Annotated in this window: 18 protein-coding genes and 1 pseudogene; 11 read left to right on the top strand and 8 right to left on the bottom strand. The window is 59.8% G+C overall.

The features are described from left to right. Nucleotides 1–2: 2 nt before the first annotated feature. The 7 genes from ACLIBF_RS12515 to ACLIBF_RS12485 form a co-directional block, all read right to left on the bottom strand. Entirely contained in the window at nt 3–956 is a 954-nt protein-coding gene (locus ACLIBF_RS12515; RefSeq protein WP_031377510.1) for a hypothetical protein, read from the bottom strand. 14 nt (nt 957–970) lie between these two features. After that, on the bottom strand, nt 971–1,747 hold the full coding sequence (locus tag ACLIBF_RS12510) for a PP2C family protein-serine/threonine phosphatase (RefSeq protein WP_031377509.1): 777 nt from the start codon (nt 1,745–1,747) through the stop codon (nt 971–973). Continuing rightward, on the bottom strand, nt 1,744–2,886 hold the full coding sequence (tagH, locus tag ACLIBF_RS12505) for a type VI secretion system-associated FHA domain protein TagH (RefSeq protein ID WP_031377508.1): 1,143 nt from the start codon (nt 2,884–2,886) through the stop codon (nt 1,744–1,746). Before tagH ends, ACLIBF_RS12510 begins: the two co-directional genes overlap by 4 nt. Nucleotides 2,887–2,922: 36 nt before the next feature. Beyond that, nucleotides 2,923–3,621: a type VI secretion system-associated protein TagF gene (tagF, locus tag ACLIBF_RS12500; RefSeq protein ID WP_031377507.1), complete on the bottom strand. Its 699-nt coding sequence runs from the start codon at nt 3,619–3,621 to the stop codon at nt 2,923–2,925. A gap of 13 nt (nt 3,622–3,634) precedes the next feature. Beyond that, nucleotides 3,635–5,749: a type VI secretion system membrane subunit TssM gene (gene tssM, locus ACLIBF_RS12495; protein WP_089561229.1), complete on the bottom strand. Its 2,115-nt coding sequence runs from the start codon at nt 5,747–5,749 to the stop codon at nt 3,635–3,637. Nucleotides 5,750–5,751: 2 nt separating this feature from the next. Further along, complete coding sequence (gene icmH, locus ACLIBF_RS12490) at nt 5,752–6,969, bottom strand: type IVB secretion system protein IcmH/DotU (RefSeq protein WP_448309899.1); 1,218 nt, start codon at nt 6,967–6,969, stop codon at nt 5,752–5,754. 85 nt (nt 6,970–7,054) lie between these two features. Beyond that, nucleotides 7,055–7,546, bottom strand: a complete 492-nt coding sequence (locus tag ACLIBF_RS12485; protein WP_031377504.1) for a hypothetical protein — start codon at nt 7,544–7,546, stop codon at nt 7,055–7,057. A 489-nt stretch (nt 7,547–8,035) separates the two neighbouring features. Here ACLIBF_RS12485 and ACLIBF_RS12480 point away from each other — a divergent pair, with 489 nt between their 5' ends. The 7 genes from ACLIBF_RS12480 (at nt 8,036) to cobA (ending at nt 19,959) form a co-directional block, all read left to right on the top strand. Then, nucleotides 8,036–9,256 (top strand): nitrate regulatory protein, encoded by a 1,221-nt coding sequence (locus ACLIBF_RS12480; protein ID WP_031377503.1) that lies wholly within the window; start codon nt 8,036–8,038, stop codon nt 9,254–9,256. 261 nt (nt 9,257–9,517) lie between these two features. Next, entirely contained in the window at nt 9,518–10,768 is a 1,251-nt protein-coding gene (locus tag ACLIBF_RS12475; RefSeq protein ID WP_279809995.1) for a CmpA/NrtA family ABC transporter substrate-binding protein, read from the top strand. A gap of 11 nt (nt 10,769–10,779) precedes the next feature. Beyond that, the gene (gene ntrB, locus ACLIBF_RS12470) at nt 10,780–11,652 is read left to right on the top strand and encodes a nitrate ABC transporter permease (RefSeq protein ID WP_069728202.1); all 873 of its coding nucleotides are present in this window, start codon (nt 10,780–10,782) and stop codon (nt 11,650–11,652) included. A gap of 10 nt (nt 11,653–11,662) precedes the next feature. Beyond that, complete coding sequence (locus ACLIBF_RS12465; RefSeq protein WP_279809974.1) at nt 11,663–12,451, top strand: ABC transporter ATP-binding protein; 789 nt, start codon at nt 11,663–11,665, stop codon at nt 12,449–12,451. A gap of 10 nt (nt 12,452–12,461) precedes the next feature. After that, a complete protein-coding gene (nirB, locus tag ACLIBF_RS12460) occupies nt 12,462–16,529 on the top strand; it encodes a nitrite reductase large subunit NirB (protein ID WP_448309895.1) in 4,068 nt (1,355 codons plus the stop codon). Further along, complete coding sequence (locus ACLIBF_RS12455) at nt 16,526–19,144, top strand: nitrate reductase (protein ID WP_448309893.1); 2,619 nt, start codon at nt 16,526–16,528, stop codon at nt 19,142–19,144. The genes nirB and ACLIBF_RS12455 overlap by 4 nt, the downstream gene beginning before the upstream one ends. Beyond that, on the top strand, nt 19,141–19,959 hold the full coding sequence (cobA, locus tag ACLIBF_RS12450) for a uroporphyrinogen-III C-methyltransferase (protein WP_069728204.1): 819 nt from the start codon (nt 19,141–19,143) through the stop codon (nt 19,957–19,959). The genes ACLIBF_RS12455 and cobA overlap by 4 nt, the downstream gene beginning before the upstream one ends. Before the next feature lie 691 nt (nt 19,960–20,650). Here the strand turns inward: cobA and ACLIBF_RS12445 are convergent. After that, the gene (locus tag ACLIBF_RS12445) at nt 20,651–21,463 is read right to left on the bottom strand and encodes a DeoR/GlpR family DNA-binding transcription regulator (RefSeq protein ID WP_031375669.1); all 813 of its coding nucleotides are present in this window, start codon (nt 21,461–21,463) and stop codon (nt 20,651–20,653) included. A gap of 350 nt (nt 21,464–21,813) precedes the next feature. On the opposite strand from ACLIBF_RS12445, the gene ACLIBF_RS12440 reads away from it, so the two are divergent. The 4 genes and pseudogenes from ACLIBF_RS12440 to ACLIBF_RS12425 all read left to right on the top strand — a co-directional run bounded on the left by ACLIBF_RS12440 (nt 21,814) and on the right by ACLIBF_RS12425 (nt 25,803). Next, nucleotides 21,814–22,611 (top strand): GolD/DthD family dehydrogenase, encoded by a 798-nt coding sequence (locus ACLIBF_RS12440; protein ID WP_089561233.1) that lies wholly within the window; start codon nt 21,814–21,816, stop codon nt 22,609–22,611. A 56-nt stretch (nt 22,612–22,667) separates the two neighbouring features. After that, nucleotides 22,668–23,603 carry a D-ribose ABC transporter substrate-binding protein gene (locus tag ACLIBF_RS12435; protein ID WP_069728206.1) on the top strand — a complete coding sequence of 312 codons (936 nt, stop codon included), beginning with the start codon at nt 22,668–22,670 and terminating at the stop codon, nt 23,601–23,603. A gap of 45 nt (nt 23,604–23,648) precedes the next feature. Beyond that, nucleotides 23,649–24,260, top strand: a complete 612-nt coding sequence (locus ACLIBF_RS12430) for a DUF2291 family protein (protein WP_046288370.1) — start codon at nt 23,649–23,651, stop codon at nt 24,258–24,260. 10 nt (nt 24,261–24,270) lie between these two features. Further along, nucleotides 24,271–25,803 (top strand): annotated as a pseudogene (locus ACLIBF_RS12425) (sugar ABC transporter ATP-binding protein). Nucleotides 25,804–25,815: the final 12 nt, after the last annotated feature.

The raw sequence follows: 25,815 nt of genomic DNA, 5'->3' as shown, positions 1-25,815 counted from the left end.
AATTAATTGATGTTACGCCAGGCACCAATGGCAGGATCAACCAGATCCGCGTGCAGGGTGTCGATGAGTAACACATTCACTTTTTGCTGTGGCATGAAATGCGGCGCCCATTGGCCGCGCAAAGTATCAACTCGCGATTTCACAGCGTCAGCATCCTGCTGCGCAGCATTCTTATCCATCTTAATCAACAGGGTTCCATTAAAACGCCAGACGTGTTGCTGGCTATCGAACGGCAGAACCAGCCAGCTATCGGCGGTATCGGCGCGGGTCACAATCATGCGCTGATTGTTCGCCGCAATGACTTCCAGTTTGCTGTCCGGGATGGTCAGGTTAGCGATCGGATAACCCTGATAAAAGGTCACCGCCACCGGCGTCGGATGATCCGGTGTCGCCAGCGTCAGTTCACTTTTGCCTTCGGCCCAGCCGTCGGGTGAGCACTGCTGCTTGCTGACGTCCGGGATAAACATCGTCCGGGCATTCTCATCCCAGGCGGTACGAAAATGGCAGCCGCTCGGCAGATCAAAGTGCTGCAGCGGTGTGCTGTTGGCCGGGCGCGACAGATCCAGCGGCGCGGCGTTACTTTCGCTGGCGCTGGCCGTGGCGTCCGCCATCACAATCGGCCGCCAGTTCTGTAGCTTGCTGGCGCTGCCGCTGGCTAGTACGCCGCCGTCTTTGTCGGTCATCTGCCACGGCATGACATCCAGCAAACCACACTGGTTGGCGAGCAGGGTACCGACGCGCGGTAAAAAGGTGGTCAGCACCGCCGAATCCTTACTTTTTCCGGAGACAATGCGCAGCGGCAACGTCTCTTTGCACCAGTCGTCGGGCGCTTTGCTCACCACGTTATCGATGTAGACCTCCAGCGCCAGGCTGGGGGAATAGACCACACGATAATTTTCGGCCTGGGCGTAAAAGGCTATCAGTAAGGTGGCGATGCCGGGCAACCACAGTTTCATAAGGATCCTTGGAATCAAAAACGAGGCGGCAGAAAGCGCGCCGAATCAGCCAGTGAATAGAGCAATGTCGCTTCTTCCGGCTCACCAATCCAGACCGCCAGTGCGCTGAGATTATCTTTTTTCACGTTGCGGCTCACTGCCTGTTCCATCAGTGCCAGCCACTCTTCGCAGGCGTTCACCATGCGCAGCGCCTGTTCCATTTCACCGGTGGTCAGGTTGAGCCAGAATCCATCGGTACAGACCAGAAACGCGTCGCCATCTTCCAGCGCAATCTGGTGCGAAAAACTGACTGCACGCGGCGGTTCAGCGCCGAGCGCATTATAGAGTAAATTACTGTTAATGCCGGTATTTTCATAGCCCGCTTCTTTCAACTGCTGGGCCAGGCTGTGGTCGCGGGTGACCTCATGCAGCACCCCGCGCCGGAAGTGATAAACCCGGCTATCACCTGCGTGGGCCCACCATGCACGCTGTTTTTGACGGTCAATAAACAGCGCCGCAAGGGTGGTACTCATCCGTGCAAATTTCGGATTCTTTCCCTGTGCCTCATGCAGCGCAAAACGGCACTGTTCGATCGCCTGACGGGTAAAGTCGGGCGTAAAGTGTTCACAGTTCTCCAGCTGGCTCAGCAGACTGTCACGCACCAGCTGCGCCGCCATCTCGCCACCTGGCAGACCGGCGACGCCGTCACAGACCACGAAACAGGCCCGGCGATCGTCCAGCGCGGCACCGGTGCGGTCCTGATTATCATCGCGCAGGCCTTGCTGGCAGCGGCTGGCAAAAACGATTTTCATGCTTCATCTACCCGCGTCTGGGAATCTTTGTACTGATTAACCTCCATGTCATAGGCATGCAGGAACGCTTCGCCAAACAGGGTATGGAAATCATCTTCAATTTCGCCGGCGGTGCGCTGATAGTTGCGGGTAAAGTAATCCCACAGCGCCGCCTTTTTGGTGCTGGAGAACGGCAGCTTCGGCAGCACGCCGTCGGCGCGTGCCTGCTCTTCCAGTCGCGCCGGATTAAACGACTGCAGCATCGCTGCAATGATGGCGCGGATACCGGCAATCATCCCCAGCTGATGCGCCTGCAGATCAACCAGCGCATCGCGTACCGCCTGCTCAGGTGGCATAAAGCCGGGCATCTGGCTCTGATACATCTGCATCAGCACGGTTTTACCGGACGGCAGGATCTTAAAAGGGTTGTTGGCCTCATTCAGGATCATCGTCATGTCCGCTTTCACGCCGCGCTTGAGGATGGAGCGCGACGACAATAGCGCCACCGTACCCTGCGAAAACAGGCTAAGCATCCGACCGGTGATGCGCATCTGCTCTTCATCAATCGGCGTTGCGTGGCCGTTGCTCAGCCCCATCCCGTCCAGCAGCGCGGCGATCAGCTTGTCCTGATCCTGCGGCTGGGACGACAGGGCGCGGCGCGGCTCGTCCGCCTGAGGCTCAATCGCCAGCCGCGCATCATTATGGCGTTCGTGGCGCACCGGAGACGCATCGTTTACCAGCAGGCGGTCTTCAACCTCGTGCTCGTGGTGTTCATGAATGCCTAACGGATTGGCAGGCTGATCGCTGTTGCCGGCAAACAGCGCGAGGGGATCGTTCTGGTCGCTCTGACAGGCGGGATCGCGCACTTCCAGCGCATAATCGCCGATACGCAACGCGTCACCATGCTTTAGCAACACCTGCATGCCGCGACCGAGCGCGATGCCGTTATGCTCAACCGGCGTCACGCTGCCCTGATTGGTCAGGCGGCATTCGCCGTCATGCGACAGATGAACCAGCGCCTGCAGGCGCGAAATCGCGCGCGACTCATCTGGCAGCACCAGATCGTTATCCTGACTACGGCCAATGGTGCCGCCAGGCGGTTGAAACGCAACGGTTTTAACCGGAACATCCGTAGTGCATTGCACAATGGTAAATTGCATGAGTTATCCCAGATTGAACGGCAAACGCAACCGGCCTTACTCAAACATCGGTGGGTAAAGGCCATTACGTCCCGGCTGTGCACCTGCCGCCGGGTTAAACAGTAACGAAAACAGTTGTGCCGTGAGGTTGCCGCTGTGCTTGTGGGTGGCATGGGCAAAACCATCACTGCGGTTACTCCACCAGTAGCTCATATGCTGCTGGGGATCGAAGCGTTCAGCCACTTCACGCCAGCTCAGCGTGCAGGGCAAATCCTGATAACCGATCACCTCCATGATTTCGGAAGGCTGTCGGGCCGGCACCAGCAGCGGCGGCAGCGTCTGAATCTGCTGCTCCAGTTGCGCGCCGTTAAGCGGCGTCTGTACCGCCCGCAGCAGCGTCGCACCGAGATCCTGAAACCAGTCGCCTGAAATGGTCAACTGAGCCGGATGCCACTGGCTGAGCGGAAAACTGTGCAGCGCCAGCAGCGGCCAGGCACGGCCGACGCGGTCACAGGAGGGCAGTAAACAGCCCATCTGCACCTGCTGTCGGGTTGGGGTAATCGGCAGGACAAAATTCCATACCGGTGCGCGTAAAAAGTTCGCGGTTACCGCATCATCCTGCTGATGCCAGTGCATCAAACCCTGCTGGAACCAGTGATTCCAGGGGGTGATCTGTTGCTCGCTCAGCCGGTGATGCAGAAAGTCGCCGGTTGACGGCAGCTTGCCATACCAGCCGGGGGCAGTATAAGCAGCCATGTACACCTCACCATTACTCGCTATGCAGGGTCAATCGTTGTGCAGAGCGGGAGGGCGTCACCGCCAGCATAGGGCCGGACTGCCCTGCAATTTTCAGATTTTCCGCAAGCTTACGCATCATCAGCGCATTATCACGTGCATAGGGCGATGACTGAATTTGCTGATCCAGCAGCTGGCTCAGGTGCCAGTCGAGCTGCTGAAGATCGCGGGTGCTGACCGAGTCGGGCAGCGAGCGCTGCAGGTTTTGCAGCAGCCAGGCACGCAGAAATTCGCCATCGTAATTACGCGGTTGATACAGCATCTGATAGGCGCGCAGGGCATTGCGGCTGTACGCGTTATCATCGCCCGGGTCATTGCGCAGAATATTGGTGATCTGCTGGGCGACGCGCGGCAGCAGTAAAGACTTAAGCGCATTTTGATAAAGCGCCCAGGCCGCATCGCTGACCTGCGTCCCGCGATATAAGCCCACCCGCATAGTAAGCGGCGGATTATCGAGAGAAAAACGATCGGACAGCGGCAATTTCACCAGGCTATTGAGAAAGGGTAGCAGATCAAAAATATTATCAGCAGGCTGATGAATCACCTGCTGACTCTGCTCACGAATAGCCGGTACCCGCGCTTCAACCTGATGCAGATAGTGCTGATTCTGGTAATAACTGAGGCCCCACAGGCTTGACATAATCAGCAGGCCGCCAGCCAGCACGCCGTAACCGATCCAGTGAAACAGCTGATTGCGGTATTCCCAGCGCCGGTTGCTGCCGGCCAGGCCGCTCTCTTTAAAGATCAGATCGTTGAGCAGGTCGCGAATAAAAAAGCTCTGACCTTTGTTACCCGGAATCGGGCTGTTGCGGTTAACGCTGTCCCACGCGGCGATCGAATGATCACCGGCCTGGCGCAGCTGCAGTTTACGGCTCAGCTCGCCCATCACCCGGTCAAAAGGCAGACCTTCCTGGGTGCCGCTGGTGAAGAATAGGCCGCGCGGACTCCAGGCAACCGCATCCTGATGGTCAGAGAAGACGATATCGAGGTATTCATTCAGCAGCGGACGCAGCGAGGCAAACTCCTGCGGGAACAGGAAACATTCGGCGCGCTCATTAAGATCGCGCTCCTGAGTCATCTGGTCAGCCAGCTTCTGCTGTAACTCCAGCTCCAGCCGCTGAAACTGCTGGCCGAAATGGCGATGCCAGTCGCCTTTATGTGGCTTACCGAGGTCCCAGTTAAAGGTAAAGCCCCAGATAGCATCACGCTTCGCTTTGTCGACCGAGCCGAAATAGCTCATAAAACCTTTCAGCAAGTCGGTTTTGGTCACCATGACATAGACCGGAAAATGGATGCCGGTCTGCTGGTGCAGTTCCGCCATACGCTCACGCAGCGCGCTGGCCTGCGCAAACCGCGCCTCGGCGGAGTCACTCAGCAGATCGGCGATGCTAATGGTCATGATCACGCCGTTAATCGGCTGGCGGGTGCGGTAGCGTTTAAGCAGGTTGATGAAGCTGTGCCATTCAGCGGCGTCGCGCGCGCGCTGGCTCTCCTGCAGCGCGTAGCGGCCGGCGGTATCAATCAGCACCGCGCTGTCGGTGAACCACCAGTCGCAGTTGCGGGTGCCGCCCACGCCGCGAATCGCATTTTTGCCCAGCGTATCGGTCAGGGGAAAATTCAGTCCGGCATTCAACAGCGCCGTGGTTTTACCGGCTCCCGGCGCGCCCATCACCAGATACCACGGCAGCTGATAAAGGTAATTGGAATTAAAGCGCGACAGCAGACCACCGGAATGGCGGCGACCAAACTGGGTGCGCCTGAGCTGCATCGCCGCATCGCTGAAGCGCTGGTTGAGCAGTTCTTCGGTCACCTGACGTTCGGCGGGATCGTCGCTGCCTGCGGCCTGTAGCTGATTCAGTAACCGGCTATTAAACCAGGCACGATAGAGCGACGGCATCAGCTGGAACAGGACCCATAAAAAATAGAAGGCGCTGACGGTGAGCTGGCGCGGCAGGATCGGCTCCAGCGGTCGCGATTCGCCCCACGTCCAGAGCGGACCGAGCATCCACACCAGACAGCTCAGCGCCGTAACGCCGATAAAACTCCATAACAATCGATGTGTCAGAAGCAGTCGAAGGGAAGCGCGCATTATTATTGTGCTCCTTGATGATTACTGAGCGTTTCGGGCGCGGCAAACAGGGTGATTTCAACGCGGCGGTTGCGGGTACGGTTTTCGCTACTGTCGTTCGGCAGCAGCGGGTCGCTGTCACCGCGGCCTTCAGAACGTACGGTATGGCCGTCGGCCAGCTGGACCTGCAACAACTGCGTCACCGCGCGGGCGCGGGCGAACGAGAATTCGTAGCTGGAGGCGAACCGGCTGTTATCAACCGGGTGATCGTCGGTAAACACCGACACCAGAATCGTGCCTTTGACATTTTTCATGGCGGTCGAGACGCGAGCCAGCAGGGCGCGCCCCACCGGGTTGATGACCGTGCCCTGTTCGGCGAACAGCTTATCCGCCGGGATAATAACTTTGCTGCCGAAGGCACCGTCACTGACTTCAAGCTGGCCTGCGGCAATCACATCATTCAGCCGCTGTCGCAGGTCGAGCAGCGCCTGAGGAGAAGAGGGACGACGACCGGCGGTTATCTGCGGCAGCGGCGTCTGATAGATAGCGCGCAGCAGCGGTTCGGCCGCATTGCCCAGCCGCCAGTTCAGGCCGCTGTAAATCAGGCAGCCGATCAGCGCCACCAGCATCGCGCAGGCCCACAGCGGGACCATCGGCCGCGCCAGGGTGCTGACCAGCGGATGCACTTCCACCAGCGGCGGTTGTGGCGTCTGACGCTGAGCACGCGTCTCTTCAATCAGCTTTTTCAGTCGTTTACGGATACCGTCGCACTGGGCGTGGCCCTGTTCACTGCCGCGATAACGGCCTTCATAGCCGAGCAGCAGACAGTAATGCACCACCTCCAGTAACCAGAGGTGCTGTTGCGGGCTCTGTGAAATACGTGACAGCAACTGAAAGAATTTTTCACCGCCCCAGCTTTCATTGTGAAAGGTCACCAGCATACCGTTGCCAGACCAGACGCCGCGCGTGCCCCAGGGCGTTTGCGCCGCCGCTTCATCCAGCGCGCTACAGACGCAGTAACGCGCGCCGATAATCATCTCAAACGGCAGGCCGGCCTGTTTACAACGCTGTTCGAACTGGCGGATCTCATCAATAAGCGACTGGCGTAAGCCCGCGGGGTCGTCATGGGTGGCTGACTGACGAATTTGCACCACCGCGTTCAGCAGTGGCGCTGCAGCCTGAAGTAATAGATTCTCATTGCCTGAGGGGGTGACCTCACGCGCAGGGGATTCCACAGTCATTAATTCGTGATCTTCCAGCCAATGGCAAATCCCTGAACCCGCAGCCCAGGACGGTGCTGCGGGCAATATGCGCCGGATTTCATGTTTAGTCTAAGATCCAGGTCGCGGTATCGTTAGTGCGGCACGCTTTACTGGCACCGCCAACGGCGACACAGACCTGTTTCGTCTTGCGAGGACGGGGGCGATCGCTCTGGACAGTGGCGTCATAGCGGCTGCTTTCCACACCCGCTTTTAGCGGAACGTAACCAATCATCGGGCCGTCAGCCTGATCGGCAATCGCCAGCCAGTGATTTTCCACATTGCCTAATACTTCAAACGGTTTACCCGTTTCGAGATAGCGAACCACTTTGCCGCCGTAATCGGGCGTCGTCATCACTGACGCGCCATACAACGCTCGCCAGGTCTGATTGACCGGTTCGAATTCGGTCGGCGCCGCAACGGCATGCCGATGAACCAGCTTGACGCCGTTGATTTCGCTGGTCACCAGCGTGTCATCAGTGACGGGCGGCGGCGGGGCCTTACAGCCTGCCAGGGTAAGGACCGCCAGCAGTGTTAACGCAAGACTCTTTTTCACCATGTTCCTCGTGATCTCATCAAAGTATCTGCATATTACCTGGCCCAACGCAGGAGGGCGCCGACAAGGGCGCCGCAGCAGGCCAAAGTTCTGACATTCAAAAAAAGGTCAGATTACATCAGGATAGTAATGCGTTCAGTCTACCTAAGACTTTTGAGAATTCAAACCATTGCACCGGCTGCCGATGCGTGATAGCAGGCGCTTTTCTGGCAAGCCAGGGCGCGGGAAAAGCGCCATGCTTTACGATAGTTAAAGCTAACTGAATTATCGCGACGGCAAACTGGTTGAGAACGTTGTCGCGCATTCTGCCACGCAAAGGATTCAATGGGAAACTATTAAGTTTTTCTAATCACTCATTGTCAGAAATTTTTATCCATTTGCCTTAAGAAACTCATCAAAATCGGAATTTCCGGGCGCGCCGGCCACGCTTTTTACTGTCAAAACGGCACGGCTTTTGCTTAATAATGGTTTTACGCCGATGAGAGGTGAACCATGAGGGACGCCCTGAGCTGGTTGCAGGCATCACGGGAAAGCGATATTGCCAGCCTGCAACGGCTACTGCAGACCGGACAACTGCTAACGGCGGTCAGTGAGCTGGTCCACCAACTGCAGCGGGAGCGCGGTGCCAGCAATATCTGGATCTGTTCCCACGGCCGGCTGTTCAGCGCTGAGCGGGTCGCCCGTCAGCAGGAGGTCAGCGCCTGCCTGCAGCAGGTTTATCAGGCGCTACCGCCAGCGGTAGCGCAACCGGGCTACAGCCGCTTCTGTCACCTGATCGCCGCCGCATTACAGGCGCTGAGTGAACTGCCCGCACTGCGACAGCAGATCGCGGAGGGGACGCTTAATCAGCCAGCGGCGATGGCGGCGTTTAACCAGGTGATACGCACCTTACTCAACCTGGTATTTGAAGCCGCTGACACCGCCAGCCATCCCGATATCTCCCGCGCCCTGATTGCGCTGTTCAGCTTTATGCAGGGCAAAGAGCTGGCCGGACAGGAGCGCGCCATTGGTTCCGCTGGCTTTGCGGCCGGGCAGTTCAGCACCGATCAGCGCAGCCAGATGGTCGCGCTGATTGCGGCCCAGGAGCAGAGTTTCACCACCTTTCACCAGTTTGCCGATGACCAGGCGCGTGCCCGATGGCAGCCGCTGGCGCAGGCCAGCCGGGATATCGAGCGGTTGCGGCGCATCGCCTGCACCGGCGGCAGCGGCGAAGCGTCCGGCGCGCTGCACTGGTTTTCACTGCTTTCCGCACGGCTCGATCAGATGAAACAGGTCGAAGACGGTCTCTCCGCCACGCTGATGCTGCGTTGCCGGACCGCGATTGAACTGGCCGAACAGCAGGCGGCGCTGCCATTGACCCCGGTGCAGGGAGAGAGCAGTTTTGCGCTCTATGTTTCGGGTGCCGACTGGCTGCCCGGCGCGGCCACGCTGGACAGCGACGGCCTGGCGCCGCAGCTTGGGCGCTCAGTACTGTCGCTGATTGGTGAACAGTCGCAGCGCTTGCAGCAACAAGCCGATGAACTGGCCGCCATGCGCGCTTCACTGGATGAGCGCCGGATCATTGAACAGGCCAAGCACTGGCTGATGCAGCAGCACGGTTTCAGCGAGCAGGCGGCCTGGCAGGCACTGCGTAAAAGCGCCATGAACCAGAACAAACGGGTACTGGAGATCGCGCAGGCGGTGCTGGCCGTCGCCGCGACCCTCAACACTTAACCCGAAAGCGTTAGCTGCACAACGCTTGTGCGCAGCCTGCGTCAGAGAAGTGCAAAAACGGTTGCTTTTTCACCCGGAGCAGGGCGAAAACCCGGCGTTAAAGCGGTCAGTAATTCTGGCACGCTGCTTGCTTGATAGTACAGACAGTGCGCATTGTTCCCGCCAACGGCGGTGGGGCCAGTGCTTTGGATAAAGGCGTCCATCCGCATGCTTCGGCATGTCGGAGGACGCCTTTTTTTATTCCTGTTCAGGGGCAATATGATGAGCAAAACGCCATTTTCCCTTTCACGACGTCAGTTACTGCTGTCCGGTGCCGCGCTGGGCGGGGCCTGGGTTGTTCCGGGATTACGCAATGCCGTATGGGCGGCGGGATCGGATGCGCCTGAGAAAAACACCGTGCGGGTCGGCTTTATTCCGCTCACCGACTGTGCACCCGTGGTGATGGCGTCAGTTAAAGGATTTGATAAAAAATATGGCCTGACGCTACAGGTCAGTAAAGAGGCGAGCTGGGCGGCGGTACGCGACAAACTGACCTCTGGCGAGCTGGATGCCGCGCACGTGTTGTACGGCATGATCTACGCCCTGCAACTCGGGGTGGCCGGTCCGCAGCACGACATGGCTAATCTGATGACGCTCAACCATAACGGCCAGGCGATCACTCTGTCGAACCAGCTAAAAGCCAGCGGCGTGACAGATGCGGCCAGCCTGAAAAAGGCGGTCGACAGCCAGGCCAAAGGCCACTTCACCTTCGCCCACACTTTTCCCACCAGCACCCACGCCATGTGGCTCTATTACTGGCTGGCCAATGCCGGCATCAACCCGTTTGAGGAGGTACGCACTGTGGTTGTGCCACCGCCGCAGATGGTGATGAACATGAAGATAGGCAACATGAGCGGCTTCTGCGTCGGTGAGCCGTGGAACCAGCGCGCCATCAGCGACAACATCGGCTTTACCGCCGCCACCAGCCAGCAGATCTGGCCTGAGCATCCGGAAAAAATCCTCGGCACCCGCGCGCAGTGGGTCAACGAGAATCCTAATACCGCACGCGCACTCACGGCTGCGGTACTGGAAGCCGCCCGCTGGATTGATGCCTCTGACGATAACCGTCGAGAAACGGCCCAGGTGTTAGCCGGGCGCGCCTGGATCAATACCAAAGTTGAGACGCTGCAAGGGCGGATGCTGGGTCAGTACCAGAACGGGCTGGGTCAGTCGTGGCAGGACGCGCATCCGATGCGCTTCTTCGGTGACGGCAAGGTCAGTTTCCCGTGGCTCTCTGACGGCATGTGGTTCCTGACCCAGATGAAACGCTGGGGTCTGCTGACCGACGATCCTGATTATCTGGCGGTAGCACGCCAGATTAACCGCATCGACATCTATAAACAGGCCGCCAGTGCGGTCGGCCAGATCGCGCTGCCCGCCACGGAGATGCGCAGCAGTACCCTCATCGACGGCAAAGTCTGGGACGGCAGCGATCCTGCCGCCTATGCCGCCAGTTTCGCCATCAAACATTAAGAGAGGATGCCATGAAAACTGACGCGCGCGCCCTGGCGCAGCCGGTACAGACCGACAGCAGTGCTACCGTTATCCCGTTGCAGATTACCCCGAAAGCCGCCGCCAGACCGGCTCGCCTGCGTCCGCTGATCCAGCGGGCTATCCCGGCAGCCGGCGGGATGCTGTTGCTGTTGCTGGTGTGGCAAATTGCCGCGCTGTCGGAGCCGTCTTTCCCGACGCCGTACGCCACCTGGCAGGCGGCGCAGGTGCTGTTTGCCGATCCGTTCTATAGCAACGGTCCCAACGATCAGGGCATCGGCTGGAACGTGCTGGCGTCGCTGCAACGGGTCGCTGTCGGCTTCGGCCTGGCGGCCCTGGTCGGCATTCCGGCCGGTTTTCTGCTCGGCCGCTTTCTGTTTATGGCACGGATGTTCAATCCAATTATCGCCTTGCTGCGCCCGGTTAGTCCGCTGGCCTGGCTGCCGATTGGTCTGCTGCTGTTTCAGCGTGCCGAGCCTGCTGCCAGCTGGACCATTTTCATCTGCTCAATCTGGCCAATGATCATCAACACCGCTGAAGGGGTACAACGCATTCCACAGGATTACCTCAATGTGGCGCGGGTGCTGCAGCTCTCCGAGTGGACGGTAATGCGCCGCATCCTGCTGCCGGCAGTGCTGCCCGCCGTGCTGACCGGGGTTCGCCTGTCGATTGGCATTGCGTGGCTGGTGATTGTCGCTGCCGAAATGCTGACCGGCGGACTGGGTATCGGCTTCTGGATCTGGAACGAGTGGAACAACCTCAATGTGGAAAACATTCTGATCGCCATCCTGATTATCGGCGTTGTCGGCCTGTTGCTGGAGCAGGGCTTGATGCTGCTGGTCCGTCGTTTTAGCTGGGATAAATAAGGAGTTCACCATGTCACACATTATTCGCGTTCAGCAGGTCAGCCAGCGCTTCAATACCGCCAGCGGTGAATTTCTGGCGCTGGATAACGTCAGCTTTGATATTCACCAGGGCGAAACCCTGAGTCTGATCGGCCATTCCGGCTGCGGCAAATCAACCCTGCTTAACCTGATTGCCGGATTAAGCCGGCCCAGCAGCGGCGTATTGTTGTGCGATAACCGCGAGATCGCCGGGCCGGGGCCAGAGCGGGCAGTGGTGTTCCAGAACCATTCGCTGCTGCCCTGGCTGACGGCGTTTCAGAACGTTGAACTGGCGGTGCAGCAGGTGTTTAAAGGCCGGCTCAGTAAAGCGGAAATGCGTGACTGGATTGAGCACAACCTGAATCGCGTGCAGATGAGCCATGCGATGCACAAGCGGCCGGGTGAGATTTCCGGCGGCATGAAGCAGCGCGTCGGCATCGCACGGGCGCTGGCGATGAAGCCGCGGGTGCTGCTGCTGGATGAGCCGTTTGGCGCGCTGGACGCTCTGACCCGCGCGCAACTGCAGGACAGTGTGATGCGCATTCAGCAGGAGCTGAACACCACCATCGTGCTGATCACCCATGACGTCGATGAGGCGGTGTTGTTGTCAGATCGGGTACTGATGATGACCAACGGCCCGGCGGCGCGGGTCGGTGAGATTCTGCCGGTCGATCTGCCGCGTCCGCGCTCACGCGTCGCGCTGGCCGACGATCCACGCTATCACCAGCTACGTCAGCAGGTGCTGCACTTTCTGTATGAAAAACAGACTACGGCGGCGTGAGGATCACATCATGACGCAACGGCTGCTGGTGATAGGGAATGGAATGGCGGCGATGCAGCTGGTCGAAAGCCTGCTGCAACGCGCGCCGCAGCGCTACGCCATCACGGTGATCGGTCGCGAACCGTACGGCAACTATAACCGCGTGCTGTTATCACCGGTGCTGGCTGGCGAGATGCGCTTCAGCGAGACCCTGCTTCATGCCACCTCATGGTATCAGCAGCACGGCGTGACGCTGCTGGCCGGTGAAACGGTGCAGCAGGTCGATCTGGCGGCCCGCACGGTGCTGACCGACCAGCGTCAGCTGGGCTGGGACCGGCTGGTTTTCGCCACCGGATCGCAGCCGCGTCTGCCGGCCATTGCGGGCATCGATCGGCCGCACGTCAGCGGTTTTCGCAGCATCAATGATGTTGAACGGCTGCTGGCGGGCCACGGCCCGGTGGCGGTGCTGGGGGGCGGTTTCCTCGGCATTGAGGCGGCGGCGGCACTGCGGGCGCAGGGCCGTGAGGTGACGCTGATTCACCACAAAGGCTGGTTACTCGATCGCCAGCTGGATGCCAGAGCGGGTGAACTGCTGCTGACGGCGCTGCGCGGGCGTGGCATCCACTGTTTGCTGAACAGTGGCCTGCAGGCGATCACCGCAACCGGCGTCACACTGGCGGATGGCGCTGATTACGCCGCCGCGCAGGTGGTGATCGCCATCGGCGTGGAGCCAGCCGTGGCCGTGGCGCGGGCGGCGGGGCTGCCGTGTCAGCGCGGTATTCTGGTCGATCGCCAGCTACGCAGCGCGGTGCCCGATGTCTATGCCGTCGGCGAGTGCTGTGAAATCGAGGGGGAGACCTTTGGCCTGGTGGCGCCCTGTCTGGCGCAGGCGCAGGTGCTGGCAGCGCAGCTGGCCGGTTCGCCACAGGCCGATTACCGTACCCAGCCTGGCGGCACGCGGCTGAAAGTCAGCGGCATTTCACTGTTCAGCGCCGGGGATATCAGTGAATCGCCATCGGTCAGCAGTTTTGATCCGCTCTCCGGCGACTATCGTCGTCTCTTTCTGCGACAGGGACGCCTCAACGGCGTGCTGCTGTTTGGTGACAGCCAGCAGGGGGCCGCACTGCTCGGCCGCCTGCAGCGTGCTGAACCCGTCACGCTCGCCACCCTGTTCGATCCCGATCAACCTGAAACGCAGCCGCAGGCTGCAGAGAGTCTTCTGATGAGCAAACCGCTATTAGCCGTGATCGGTCACGGCATGGTCAGCCACTATTTTCTTGAGCAACTGGTCGCCCGTGAACTGCATCAGCACTATCACATTGTGGTGTATGGCGAAGAGTCTCAGCCAGCCTATGACCGGGTGCATCTGTCGGACTATTTCAACGGCAAACAGGCGGCCGATCTCTCGCTGGTGGGCGCGGATTTCTTTGCGCAGCACGGCATTGAGCTGCGCACGGGCTGCCAGGTGGTGTCGATTGATCGGGCGCAGCGTAGCCTGACTGACAGTGCGGGTAACCAGCTGGCGTGGGATCGGCTGGTGCTGGCGACCGGATCACGCGCCTTTGTGCCGCCGATTCCCGGCCACGATGCGGCACGCTGTTTCGTCTACCGCACGCTCGACGATCTCGATGCGATTGCCGCCTGCGCCCGTCACAGTCAGCGCGGCGTGGTGATTGGCGGTGGGTTGCTGGGTCTGGAGGCGGCCAATGCGCTGCGGCAACTCGGGCTGGAAACCCATGTGGTGGAGTTTGCGCCGCGCCTGATGGCGGTGCAGCTCGATGAGGGCGGCGCGTCAATGCTGCGTCAGAAGATCGAGTCGCTTGGTGTGACGGTACACACCTCAAAACAGACTCAGCAGATTGAGACTCAGGCCGACGGCAGCGTGCTGCTGCACTTTGCCGATGGCAGCAGCCTGCACAGCGATCTGGTGCTGTTCTCCGCCGGCATCCGGCCACGTGATGAGCTGGCGCGTGAGGCCGGGCTGACGCTCGGTCCGCGCGGCGGTATCGAGATTAACGATCGCTGTCAGACCAGCGATGAAGCGATCTACGCCGTCGGCGAATGCGCGCTGTGGAACGGTCAGATTTTTGGGCTGGTGGCGCCCGGCTATCAGATGGCGCGGGTACTGGCGGGCCATCTGGCGGCGGAACCCACTGCGTTCAGCGGTGCGGATATGAGCACAAAGCTCAAACTGCTGGGGGTCGAGGTCGCGTCGTTTGGTGATGCGCAGGGTCGCACCATCGGCAGCCAGAGTTATCACTGGACGGACGGTCCAAAAGGCATTTACAAGAAAATCGTGGTCTCCGGCGACGGCAGCCGATTGCTGGGCGGCGTGCTGGTGGGGGACAGCAGCGATTACGCCACACTGCTGCAGATGATGCTGAATGCGCTGCCGCTGCCGGCCGCGCCCGAGAGTCTGATTCTGCCGCTGCTGGCGGGCGCACCGGCCAGGGCAGCGGGCGTGGCCGCGCTACCTGACAGTGCCCAGCTCTGCTCCTGTCATAACGTCAGCAAAGGCGAACTCTGTGCAGCGGTGAAAAGCGGTTGCAGTGAGATGAGCAGCATTAAAAGCTGTACCAAAGCGGCCACCGGCTGCGGCGGATGTGCGGCACTGGTGAAACAGGTGATGGAATACCAGTTGTCGAACCTCGGCGTGGTGGTGAAGAAGGATATCTGCGAGCACTTCGCCTGGTCGCGGCAGGAGCTTTATCACCTGATCCGGGTGGAGGCGATCAAAACCTTTGACGATCTGCTGGCGGCGCACGGCAAAGGCCACGGCTGTGAAGTGTGTAAACCGCTGGTGGCCTCGCTGCTGGCTTCCTGCTGGAACGACTATCTGCTGCAACCGGCACATCTGCCGTTGCAGGACACCAACGATCGCTACTTTGCCAATATCCAGAAAGATGGCACCTATTCAGTGGTGCCGCGCGTTCCGGCGGGTGAGATCACTCCGCAAGGTCTGATTGCCATTGGCGAAGTGGCGGCGCGCTACGATCTCTATACCAAAATTACCGGCGGACAGCGCATCGATCTGTTCGGTGCGCGGCTCGATCAACTGCCAGCTATCTGGCAGACATTACTGGACGCTGGCTTCGAAACCGGCCACGCCTACGGCAAATCGCTGCGCACCGTGAAGTCCTGTGTCGGATCAACCTGGTGCCGCTATGGCGTGCAGGACTCTACCGCGTTCGCTATCGCGCTGGAGCATCGCTACAAGGGCCTGCGCGCCCCGCACAAGATCAAGATGGCGGTTTCCGGCTGTACCCGTGAATGTGCTGAAGCGCAGAGCAAAGATATCGGGGTGATCGCCACTGACAAGGGCTGGAATCTCTATGTCTGCGGCAATGGCGGTATGAAGCCGCGTCACGCCGATCTGTTCGCCAGCGACCTCGACGACGCTACGCTGCTGCGGTATGTCGATCGTCTGTTGATGTTTTATATCCGTACCGCCGACCGGCTGCAGCGCACCAGCGTCTGGCTGGATAACCTGGAGGGCGGCCTCGACTATCTGCGTCAGGTGGTGATTGACGATAGCCTCGGGCTGGCGGCAACGCTGGAGCAGGAGATGCAGCAGGTGGTCGAGGCGTACCAGTGCGAATGGCAGACCACGCTGGCGGATGCGTCACGCCTGGCGCTGTTCACTCCGACGGTCAACAGCGATCAGCCGGATGAGAGCCTGCACTACAGCCGGGTGCGCGGCCAGCGCCAGCCGGACACGGCCACGTCCCGCCCGTTGCTGCACCTGCCGGCCGAGCGATGGAGCGCAGTCTGCGCACTCGACGCGGTGCCACAGCAGGCCGGCATCGGGGCGCGGCTCGGCAGTGAGCGTATCGCGCTGTTCCGCTTTGGTGAGACGCTTTATGCGCTGGAGGATCGCGAGCCAGGCAGCGAAGCCAGCGTGTTGTCGCGCGGTATTCTCGGTGATGTCGGCGGCGAGCCGGTGGTGATTTCGCCGCTTTACAAGCAGCGGGTGCGGCTGCGGGACGGTCAGAGTCTGGATAACCCGCAGCACCAGTTACGCTGCTGGCCGGTGAAGCTGGAAGCGGGGCAGATCTGGCTGGCGAACCGTCCGGCGAATCAACTGGCGCAGGCATCATGAATACCACCTGTCCCTATTGCGGCGTCGGCTGTGGCGTCTGCGTGACGCCACAGGACAATCATCGGGCGCAGGTGGCAGGCGATCCGCTGCATCCGGCCAACGCCGGGCGGTTGTGCGTTAAGGGAACGGCGTTAGGCGAGACGCTGACGCCAGAGGGACGGTTGCTGAAGGCGCAGGTTAATGGCCAGCCGGTGACGCTTGACGCGGCGCTGGATGCGGCGGCGGCAGGATTACGCGCGGTGATTGAGCGTGACGGCCCGCAGGCAGTGGCGTTTTACGGTTCCGGCCAGTTACTGACCGAGGATTACTACGTCGCCAATAAGCTGATGAAGGGTTATATCGGCACCGCCAATATCGATACCAACTCGCGGCTCTGTATGGCCTCAGCGGTGATCGGCTATAAGCGTGCGTTCGGTGCGGATGCGGTGCCCTGTTGTTATGAGGATCTGGATCAGACCGATCTGGTGGTGCTGGTCGGTTCCAACGCGGCCTGGGCACATCCGGTGATCTGGCAGCGGCTGGCGCAGGCGAAGCAGCAGCGTCCTGAAATGCGGATGGTGGTCATCGATCCGCGGCGTACCGCCAGTTGCGACCTGGCCGATCTGCATCTGCCGCTGCGTCCTGGCAGCGATACGCTGCTGTTTTCCGGCCTGCTGCGCTGGCTGGCAAAGCAGGGCGGCATCGATCAGACGATGCTGCCGCACCTGAGCGGCGTGGCGGAAACGCTGGCGGCGGCAGAGCCGTGGCAGGTTGCGCACGTCGCCGCACAGTGCGATCTGACGCCGCAGCAGGTGACCGACTTTTACCGGTTGTTCAGCCAGACCGGGCGGGTAGTGACGCTGTGGTGCATGGGGATTAATCAGTCGCTCACCGGCAGTGATAACAATCAGGCGATCCTCAATGTGCATCTGTTAAGCGGCAGGATCGGGCGGCCGGGCTGCGGTCCGTTTTCGCTGACCGGACAGCCAAATGCGATGGGAGGACGTGAAGTGGGCGGGCTGGCTAATCAGCTGGCGGCGCATATGGGGTTTGATCCGGCTGACTGCGATCGGGTGCAGCGTTTCTGGCGCAGCCCGACTATCGCCCGTCAGCCCGGCCTGACGGCGGTGGATCTGTTTCAGGCTATCGCCACCGGCGAAGTTAAAGCGGTCTGGATTATGGGCACTAATCCGGCTGTCTCTATGCCGGAGGGCAATCGGGTGGCGCAGGCGCTGGCGGCCTGTCCGCTGGTGATTGTGTCGGACGTGATGGCGCAAACCGATACCAGCGCGTTTGCTGACATTCTGCTGCCGGCCCAGGGCTGGGGCGAGAAAAATGGCACGGTGACCAATTCAGAGCGGCGGATTTCGCGTCAGCGCGCCTTTGCCGCCGCGCCCGGCGATGCCCGTCCCGACTGGTGGCTGCTGGCCCAGGTGGCCCGACGTTTAGGCTTTGAAGGATTTAACTGGCAGCATCCGGCAGCGATTTTCCGTGAACATGCGGCGCTATCGGGCTTTGAGAACGGCGGTCAGCGGGCGTTTGATATCAGCGCGCTGGCGCAGTTAAGTGATGCCGACTGGGATGCGCTGCGTCCGGTTCAGTGGCCGGTCAACGCTGAACATCCTGCTGGCTGTGCCCGATTGTTTAGCGATCGCCGGTTTTATCATCCAGATGGCAAAGCCCGGCTATGGGTACCGGCGACGCCCGTGGTGACGCCACGCGAGGTGGCTTATCCGTTGCTGATGAATACCGGTCGGGTGCGCGATCAGTGGCATACCATGACCCGCACCGGGCTGGTGCCACGGCTGATGCAGCACTGTGACGAGCCGTTTGTGGCGCTTCATCCGGCCGATGCGGCCCACTATGGGCTGACGGCGGGGGCGCTGGCCCGTGTGCAGTCGCTGTCTGGCTGGATCAGCGCGCGGGTGACGCTGGATAGCGGGCTGCGACGCGGAGAGCTGTTTGTGCCGATGCACTGGAACCGGCAGTTCAGTCAGCAGAGCCATGTCGATATGTTGATCGCCGCGCGAGGCTGTCCGTTTTCGCGCCAGCCGGCGCTGAAGCAGACGCCGGTGCGGATTATGCCGTTGCCGGTGAGCTGGCAGGGCTGGTTATGGCAGCCGACGCTGGCATCACCTGTGGGGTTGCGTTACTGGGCGCGGTCACCGTATGCCGGGGTGCAGCGTTATGTGGTTGCTGGCGAGGGTGCGCCACAAGCGTGGCTGGCGGCGCATTACGATCTTAGCGGGTGCCAGTTGCAGGTCGCTGACGGCAGCGGCAGTGATTACCGGGTGCTGGCATGGCGAGACGGCGTGCTGCAGCTGGCATTGTATGCCGGGGCTGGCTTGCCAGCAGTCGACCACGATTTCGTCGCTGCCGCGTTTCAGGCTGCGCCGTCGGATGCGTTTCGGCGGCATCGGCTGCTGGCGGGCCAGGCCGCCCAGGGTCAGGCGGCGGGGCGGATTATCTGCAGTTGCATGGCGGTCGGTGAGTCGGCCATTTTGCAGGCGGTGGCGCAGGGGTGTGATACGACTCAGGCGCTGGGCGAGAAGCTTAAATGCGGCACGCAGTGTGGTTCCTGTATTCCGGAACTGAAGCAGCTGTTGCGTTCCCAATCGATTACGGAGGCGTCATGACGCTGTTAATTGAATCGCTGGATAAATTGCTGTCGCCGCAGGGCAGTGTTCCGCAGCAGGGCGCGGTGTGGTTAGTGGGTGCCGGGCCGGGCGACGTTGATCTGCTGACGGTGAAAGCGTTGCGGTTACTGCAGCGTGCCGAGGTAGTGGTGTATGACCGGCTGGTGAGTGAAGCGGTGATGGCGGAAGTGCCGGAGAGCGCGTTGTGCATTGATGTGGGTAAGCGACCTGGGCAGCACGGTCTTAAGCAGGCGCAGATCAATCAGTTGCTGGTGGATCTGGCGCGCAGTGGCCGCCAGGTGATCCGTTTGAAAGGCGGCGACCCGTTTATTTTTGGTCGCGGCGGCGAGGAGATGGTGAGTCTGCAGCTGGCCGGGATTCGATGTGAGGTGGTGCCGGGGATTACCGCCGCGGTGGGCTGCGCGGCGGCCAGTGGCATTCCGTTGACCCACCGTGATTGCGCGCAGTCGTTACGGCTGATCACCGGGCACGGGCGCAGCGGGGAGCCGCAGCTGGATGCGGCTGCGCTGGCGGCGGACAATCAGACGCTGGTGTTTTATATGGGGTTGAGCTGGAGTGCCTCGATCAGCAGGCAGTTGCAGGATCACGGGCGTGATGCGTCGACGCCGGTAGCGATCATTGAGAACGGTACCCGGTCGGATCAGCGGGTGTTGATTACCTCGCTGGGCGGACTGGCGCAGACGGTGGATCAGGAGAAGCCGGTTTCGCCGTCGTTGTTGCTGGTCGGTGAGGTGGTGCGTTATTACCGGGCGGATTTACAGGCCGGTGCGAGGGCGCGCGTTGCGGTGTGTTGAGATGGCGAGTGCGGTGGTGCGCCCGGTGCGAAGGTCAGCAAGGGCCTGCCGGGTTGATTGGGGGGCGCGGGTGAGGCGGTTAGCAAGGACCTGCGCGACCGCAAGGGGGCCCCGCGTCCCTGCGGACCGGGCTCGCCATCCCTGGCTCGCACACCTTGCTCTTCGGGCAGGCGCTTGCTGCCCGGCTGGCTGGGGTGCGTGTTTTGGGGAAAGGCGGAGAGGAGTTAGTGGTGCGGCGGATGGTCAGGTGCGTCGTTCAGCAAGGGCCTGCCCGACCGCAAGGGAAACCCGCTTCCCTGCGGACTGGGCTCGCCATCCGTGGCTCGCACACCTTGCTCTTCGGGCAGGCACTTACTGCCCGGCTGGCTGGGGTGTGCTTTTTGGGTGAAAGGCGGAGAGGAGTTAGTGGTGTGGCGGATGGTCAGGTGCGTCGTTCAGCAAGGGCCTGCCCGACCGCAAGGGGGACCCGCTTCCCTGCGGACCGGGCTCGCCATCCCGAGCTCGCCATCCCTGGCTCGCACACCTTGCTCTTCGGGCAGGCGCTTGCTGTCCGGCTGGTGTGCGTGTTTTGGGTGAAAGGCGTTCAGGCAGGCACTTGCTGCCCGTTTCAGCATGGTTAGCACAGCATAACCCCACCAGATCTCTTTCTGATGATCCCTGCCGCCGGGCAGAACCGCGCCGGTAATGCCGATTACATTGCCCGCTTCAGCGGCAGCGGGGCGACCAGCACTTTAACGCCGAGCGCCTCGAACGCCTTAACCTGTGCTGGGGTGATGCCGCTGTCGGTAATCAGATAGTGGATATTGCTCCAGTCGCACGGCAGCGCAAACATCGACACCTTATCAATCTTGCTGGAGTCGGCCACCACGTACACCGTGTTGGCTGAGCGAATCATTGCCAGCTTGACCTTGATGTCGGTTTCGCTCGGGAAGCTCAGGCCGAGGCGAGGTGAGATGCAGGCGGTCGCCAGAAACAGTTTCTCGGCGAGTACGTTTTCGAAAAAGCTGGCTGCCTTTTCACCGGAGGTCGATAGCGTCGGGAATTTGAAGGTGCCGCCGGTCAGCAGAATATTGATGCCGGGTTCGCCACCCAGTTTCAGTGCGATATTCACCGCCGTGGTGACCACCGATAAGCGGCGAATATGGGTAATGGCATCAGTGATGGCGGTGGTGGTGGTGCCGGAATCGAAAATCACCGTGTCACCATTTTCGATGTGCTGTGCCGCCAGTCGGCCAATGGCCTCTTTCTCTTCCAGATGGGTTTGCCGCTCAAGCAGCATCGCGCCGGTATTCTGTTTGCCGGTCATCAGGGTCGCGCCCCCGTGGTAGCGCTGGACAAAACCCTGTTTTTGCAGCATTCGCAGATCGCTGCGCAACGTTGCTTCAGTCAGGCCAAAGGTCTCCGTCAGCGCTTTGACCGTGACCGTGCCATCCTCGCGGATCATCTCCAGAATCTTTTCGCGGCGTTGCTGCATATCAGCTAACTGCTCACTTTTGCTTTTCAATCGAAATGCTCCCTTTTCCAATCGCAGGGTTTTCAGGCGAAGAAGGATCTGTCGCAGAGTTTAACGCGCCATTTTTATGAATGCGAGATGGCCGCAAGGGATGTTCATTTTCGAACGAAAGTTAAAGAGTTGCAGGTTATTGAATCACACCCGCTTTCACGATTTGCTGGTTTCACTTTTATTTGCGCATTGCAAGCCAGATCACGTCTTTTCAATAAGATAATCCCCGAAGAGCAGCAGATGGTCGAAATTTGATCTGCCCCACATATCATTTCTTTTCGATAGCTTATATTTTTGTTCGAAAATGATTGAGTCAACGGCGACAGCAAAAAACTGAGGGGATAAGTGGGATGAGTGGTGAATATGACGTGAACCTGCGATACGGCGTGGATACCGCGCTGAATCTGGCTGACAAAGTCGCGGTGGTGACCGGCGGCCTGGGCGGCATTGCGATGGCGACGAATAGCATGTTGCTGGAAAAGGGTGCGCGTCTGGCGCTGCTTTATCCGCCGTTCGAAGCGGACAGGGTTGCCAGCCTGCAGGCAGAGTTTGCCGCCGATCGGGTGCAGTTTGTCTGTTGTGATGTCACCGATCCCGCCGCCGTTACCCAGGCGTTTGATCAGGTAATTTCCCACTACGGCCACATCGATATTCTGGTGAACTGCGCCGGATATGTGATGTTACAGCCGGTGATTGATACCGATTTTGCCGAGTGGCAGAAGCAAATTGCCGTCAATCTTACCGGTCCTTTCCTCTGCTCGCAGGCGGCAGCACGCCTGATGATCGCTGCCGGTAACGGCGGAAAAATTATCAATATCGCTTCGCAGGCAGCCTCGATTGCGATCGATAACCACGTCGCTTACACCTCGGCCAAAGCCGGACTGCTCGGCATGACCAAAGTGATGGCCAAAGAGTTTGCACCACACCGCATCAACGTAAATACCCTTTCGCCCACCGTGGTGCTGACGCCGATGGGCGAAAAAGCCTGGCGCGGTGAGAAGGGTGAGCAGATGAAAAAACTGATTCCGTTAGGCCGCTTTGCTTATACCGATGAGATTGCCGCGGCGGTGCTGTTTTTTGCCAGCAACGGCAGCGACATGATTACCGGCGCGGATTTAATGATCGATGGCGGATTTACCATCTGGTAAGGCTGCTCTGACACCCGGGAAATCACCAACCAGTGATAACGATAAGAGAGAACATCATGAAAAACCGTACCCTGCTGTGCACTGCTGTGGCTGCCTGTCTGGTTTCGCAGGCGGCATTCGCCGTCGAGAAAGGCACCATTATGATTCTGGTTAACTCACTTGATAATCCTTATTACGCCTCTGAAGCCAAAGGCGCCAACCTCAAAGCGCAGGCGCTGGGCTACAAAACCTCGGTGCTGTCGCACGGCGAAGATGTGAAGAAGCAAAGCGAACTGATCGACGCAGCTATCGGCAAAAAAGTGCAGGGTATCGTGCTGGATAACGCTGACTCAACGGCCAGCGTGGCGGCGATCAAAAAGGCCAAAGATGCTGGCATTCCGGTGGTGCTGATTAACCGCGAAATTCCGGTAGACGATGTGGCGCTGGCGCAGATTACCCACAACAACTTCCAGGCGGGGTCTGACGTGGCCAACGTGTTTGTCGAGAAGATGGGCGAGAAGGGCAAGTATGCCGAGCTGACCTGTAACCTGGCCGACAATAACTGTGTTACGCGGTCCAAATCATTCCATCAGGTGCTGGATCAGTACAGCGATATGCAGAGCGTCGCACGTCAGGATGCTAAAGGGACGCTGATCGACGGCAAGCGGATCATGGACAGTATTCTGCAGGCGCACCCGGATGTGAAAGGGGTGATTTGCGGTAATGGCCCGGTCGCGCTGGGAGCGATTGCGGCGCTGAAAGCGGCCGGACGCAACGATGTGATTGTGGTGGGTATTGATGGCAGCAATGACGAGCGGGATGCGGTGAAGGCCGGCACCCTGAAAGCCACGGTGATGCTGCAGGCGCAGGCGATTGCGGCGCAGGGCGTGACCGATCTCGACAATTACATTCAGAAAGGCGCGAAGCCAGAGAAACAGCGCGTGATGTTCCGCGGCATCCTGATTACGCCGGACAATGCCAAAGGCGTGCAGGATTTCAACTTTAAGTCGTAATTAACCGCCGCCGCGCCTGCCAGAGCGGGCGCCAGGGAGAATGAGATGTCCGGAAGAGTCTGGCTGACGCTGGTGGTCCTGCTGCTAAGCGGCTGCCGAATAGTGTCACAGCAACAGCTGGCCGAGCTGAAAAATCCCCCCAATCCGCAGATGGCAAACGTCGATCAGGTCTGGCAGCAGAAACTGGTGCCGCAGCTGACGGCGGAGGCGAAACCACTGGCGACCTTAATTAAGTCGCTGCAGTCGGCTAAGGACTTTGACAGCGCCTGTCAATCTTACGGCTATCGCAGCCAGGCGGAGAATCCGTGTGTGTTTAGCGTGGCGGTGCGCGGCGAAATCACTGCGCTGAATAGCACCTCACGCAGCGGTAAGATGAAAATCCGCGATGAGTCAGGTGACACTGTCACTATTCAGACCGGGCCGATCATTCGCGGTACCGCACTGCGCGATGCTTACAAGGGCGCAAGCTATCAGGACTTTAACGATCAGGTGCTGTTTGGCGATTACGGCAAGGCGATTAATCAGCAGGCGTCCAGCCTGATGCAGAAATTCAAGCCTGCCGTGGGCGATAAGGTGACGGTCATCGGCGTGTTCAGCAGTTGGGATATCCCGCAGTCGCTGCCGGATATCACCCCGGCGGCGATAAGCCGGCAATAAGGAGCGGCAGATGCAAGATCTTCAACCGCAGCAGAGTAACGATGTGATCATCGAAACCCGCAATGTGTCGCGTCTCTATCCCGGCGTAACGGCGCTCGATCAGGTTAATTACCGGGTCTATCGCAATAAGGTCAACGTGCTGATTGGCGAAAACGGTGCCGGTAAATCGACCATGATGAAGATGCTGGCGGGGGTGGAAACCCCTTAGTCGGGCGAGATTCTGCTGGATGGAAAAGTGGTGTCACTGAGTTCCACGCATCAGGCAGAAAAGCAGGGCATCAGCATTATCTTTCAGGAGCTGAACCTGTTTCCCAACATGAACGTGATGGACAACATCTTTATCGCCAACGAGTTTTTCCAGCGCGGAGTGATCAACGAGAAATATCAGTATGCGCTGGCGAAGACGCTGCTTGAGCGGCTGGAGCTGGATGTTGATCCCTATGCTCCGCTCGGCGAGCTGGGTATCGGCCATCAGCAACTGGTGGAGATTGCCCGCGCGCTTTCTAAAGATACCCGGGTATTGATCATGGATGAGCCGACCAGCGCGCTGAGTCAGTCTGAAGTGAAAGTGCTGTTTAACGTTATCGCTCAGCTTAAGCGGCGGGGCGTCACCATCATCTATATCTCGCACCGGCTGGAAGAGCTGATGGAGATTGGCGATCACATCACCATTTTCCGCGATGGACGGCTCATCAGCGAACGCGAAGTGCGTGAGGCGAGCGTGCCGTGGATCATCGCTCAGATGGTGGGAGATAAGAAGAAGCAGTTTGATTATCAGGCCGCCCCGCAGGGCGAAACGGTATTACAGGTTGAGGGACTCACCGCCCTGCACCAGAACGGCGGTTACACCCTGAACGACGTCAGCTTTACGCTGCGTAAAGGGGAAGTCATCGGCATTTATGGCCTGCTGGGCGCCGGGCGCACCGAGCTGTTTAAGGGGTTGATTGGCCTGATGCCGTGCCAGTCGGGCCGGGTACAACTGGCCGGGAAAGATCTGGCGAAACGCAGTTTCCAGCAGCGGTTAAAAAGCGGCATTGCGCTGGTGCCCGAAGACCGCAAGGGGGAAGGCGTGGTAGAGCTGATGTCGATTACCGCCAACATGACCCTCTCCGATCTCAGCCTGCGCGGTTTTCGCCGCGCGCTGCGGTTGCTCCGTCCGGCCCAGGAGAATCAGCGGGTCAATGAGATGATTGGGCATCTGTCGATCAAGGTCAGCGACGCCGAACTGCCTATCACCTCGTTGAGCGGTGGCAATCAGCAAAAAGTGGTGCTGGGTAAAGCGCTGATGACCGGTCCGCAGGTGGTGTTACTGGATGAACCGACGCGCGGTATCGACGTCGGCGCCAAAACTGACGTTTACCACCTGATTGGTAATCTGGCGCAACAGGGGCTGGCGGTGATGTTCTCCTCATCGGAACTGGATGAGGTGATGGCACTGGCGGACCGTATTTTAGTGATGGCCGATGGCCGGATTACCGCCGATTTACCGCGTGCTGTGGCAACGCGAGAGCAACTGATCGCGGCATCCACCCCGCAAGATTAAGCTGGCCGGAGA

This window comes from Pantoea sp. PGP6 (assembly GCF_053474785.1).
This window is presented reverse-complemented; position numbering and strand designations above follow the sequence as displayed.

Excerpts from the sequence above, each read along its gene's own strand:
- ntrB (WP_069728202.1), top strand. The coding sequence starts at position 10,780 with ATGAAAACTGACGCGCGCGCCCTGGCGCAGCCGGTACAGACCGACAGC.
- tssM (WP_089561229.1), bottom strand. The coding sequence starts at position 5,749 with ATGCGCGCTTCCCTTCGACTGCTTCTGACACATCGATTGTTATGGAGT.
- icmH (WP_448309899.1), bottom strand. The coding sequence starts at position 6,969 with ATGACTGTGGAATCCCCTGCGCGTGAGGTCACCCCCTCAGGCAATGAG.
- tagF (WP_031377507.1), bottom strand. The coding sequence starts at position 3,621 with ATGGCTGCTTATACTGCCCCCGGCTGGTATGGCAAGCTGCCGTCAACC.
- nirB (WP_448309895.1), top strand. The coding sequence starts at position 12,462 with ATGACGCAACGGCTGCTGGTGATAGGGAATGGAATGGCGGCGATGCAG.
- ACLIBF_RS12455 (WP_448309893.1), top strand. The coding sequence starts at position 16,526 with ATGAATACCACCTGTCCCTATTGCGGCGTCGGCTGTGGCGTCTGCGTG.
- ACLIBF_RS12465 (WP_279809974.1), top strand. The coding sequence starts at position 11,663 with ATGTCACACATTATTCGCGTTCAGCAGGTCAGCCAGCGCTTCAATACC.
- cobA (WP_069728204.1), top strand. The coding sequence starts at position 19,141 with ATGACGCTGTTAATTGAATCGCTGGATAAATTGCTGTCGCCGCAGGGC.
- ACLIBF_RS12435 (WP_069728206.1), top strand. The coding sequence starts at position 22,668 with ATGAAAAACCGTACCCTGCTGTGCACTGCTGTGGCTGCCTGTCTGGTT.
- ACLIBF_RS12485 (WP_031377504.1), bottom strand. The coding sequence starts at position 7,546 with ATGGTGAAAAAGAGTCTTGCGTTAACACTGCTGGCGGTCCTTACCCTG.
- ACLIBF_RS12475 (WP_279809995.1), top strand. The coding sequence starts at position 9,518 with ATGAGCAAAACGCCATTTTCCCTTTCACGACGTCAGTTACTGCTGTCC.
- ACLIBF_RS12480 (WP_031377503.1), top strand. The coding sequence starts at position 8,036 with ATGAGGGACGCCCTGAGCTGGTTGCAGGCATCACGGGAAAGCGATATT.
- ACLIBF_RS12515 (WP_031377510.1), bottom strand. The coding sequence starts at position 956 with ATGAAACTGTGGTTGCCCGGCATCGCCACCTTACTGATAGCCTTTTAC.
- ACLIBF_RS12430 (WP_046288370.1), top strand. The coding sequence starts at position 23,649 with ATGTCCGGAAGAGTCTGGCTGACGCTGGTGGTCCTGCTGCTAAGCGGC.
- ACLIBF_RS12510 (WP_031377509.1), bottom strand. The coding sequence starts at position 1,747 with ATGAAAATCGTTTTTGCCAGCCGCTGCCAGCAAGGCCTGCGCGATGAT.
- ACLIBF_RS12440 (WP_089561233.1), top strand. The coding sequence starts at position 21,814 with ATGAGTGGTGAATATGACGTGAACCTGCGATACGGCGTGGATACCGCG.
- tagH (WP_031377508.1), bottom strand. The coding sequence starts at position 2,886 with ATGCAATTTACCATTGTGCAATGCACTACGGATGTTCCGGTTAAAACC.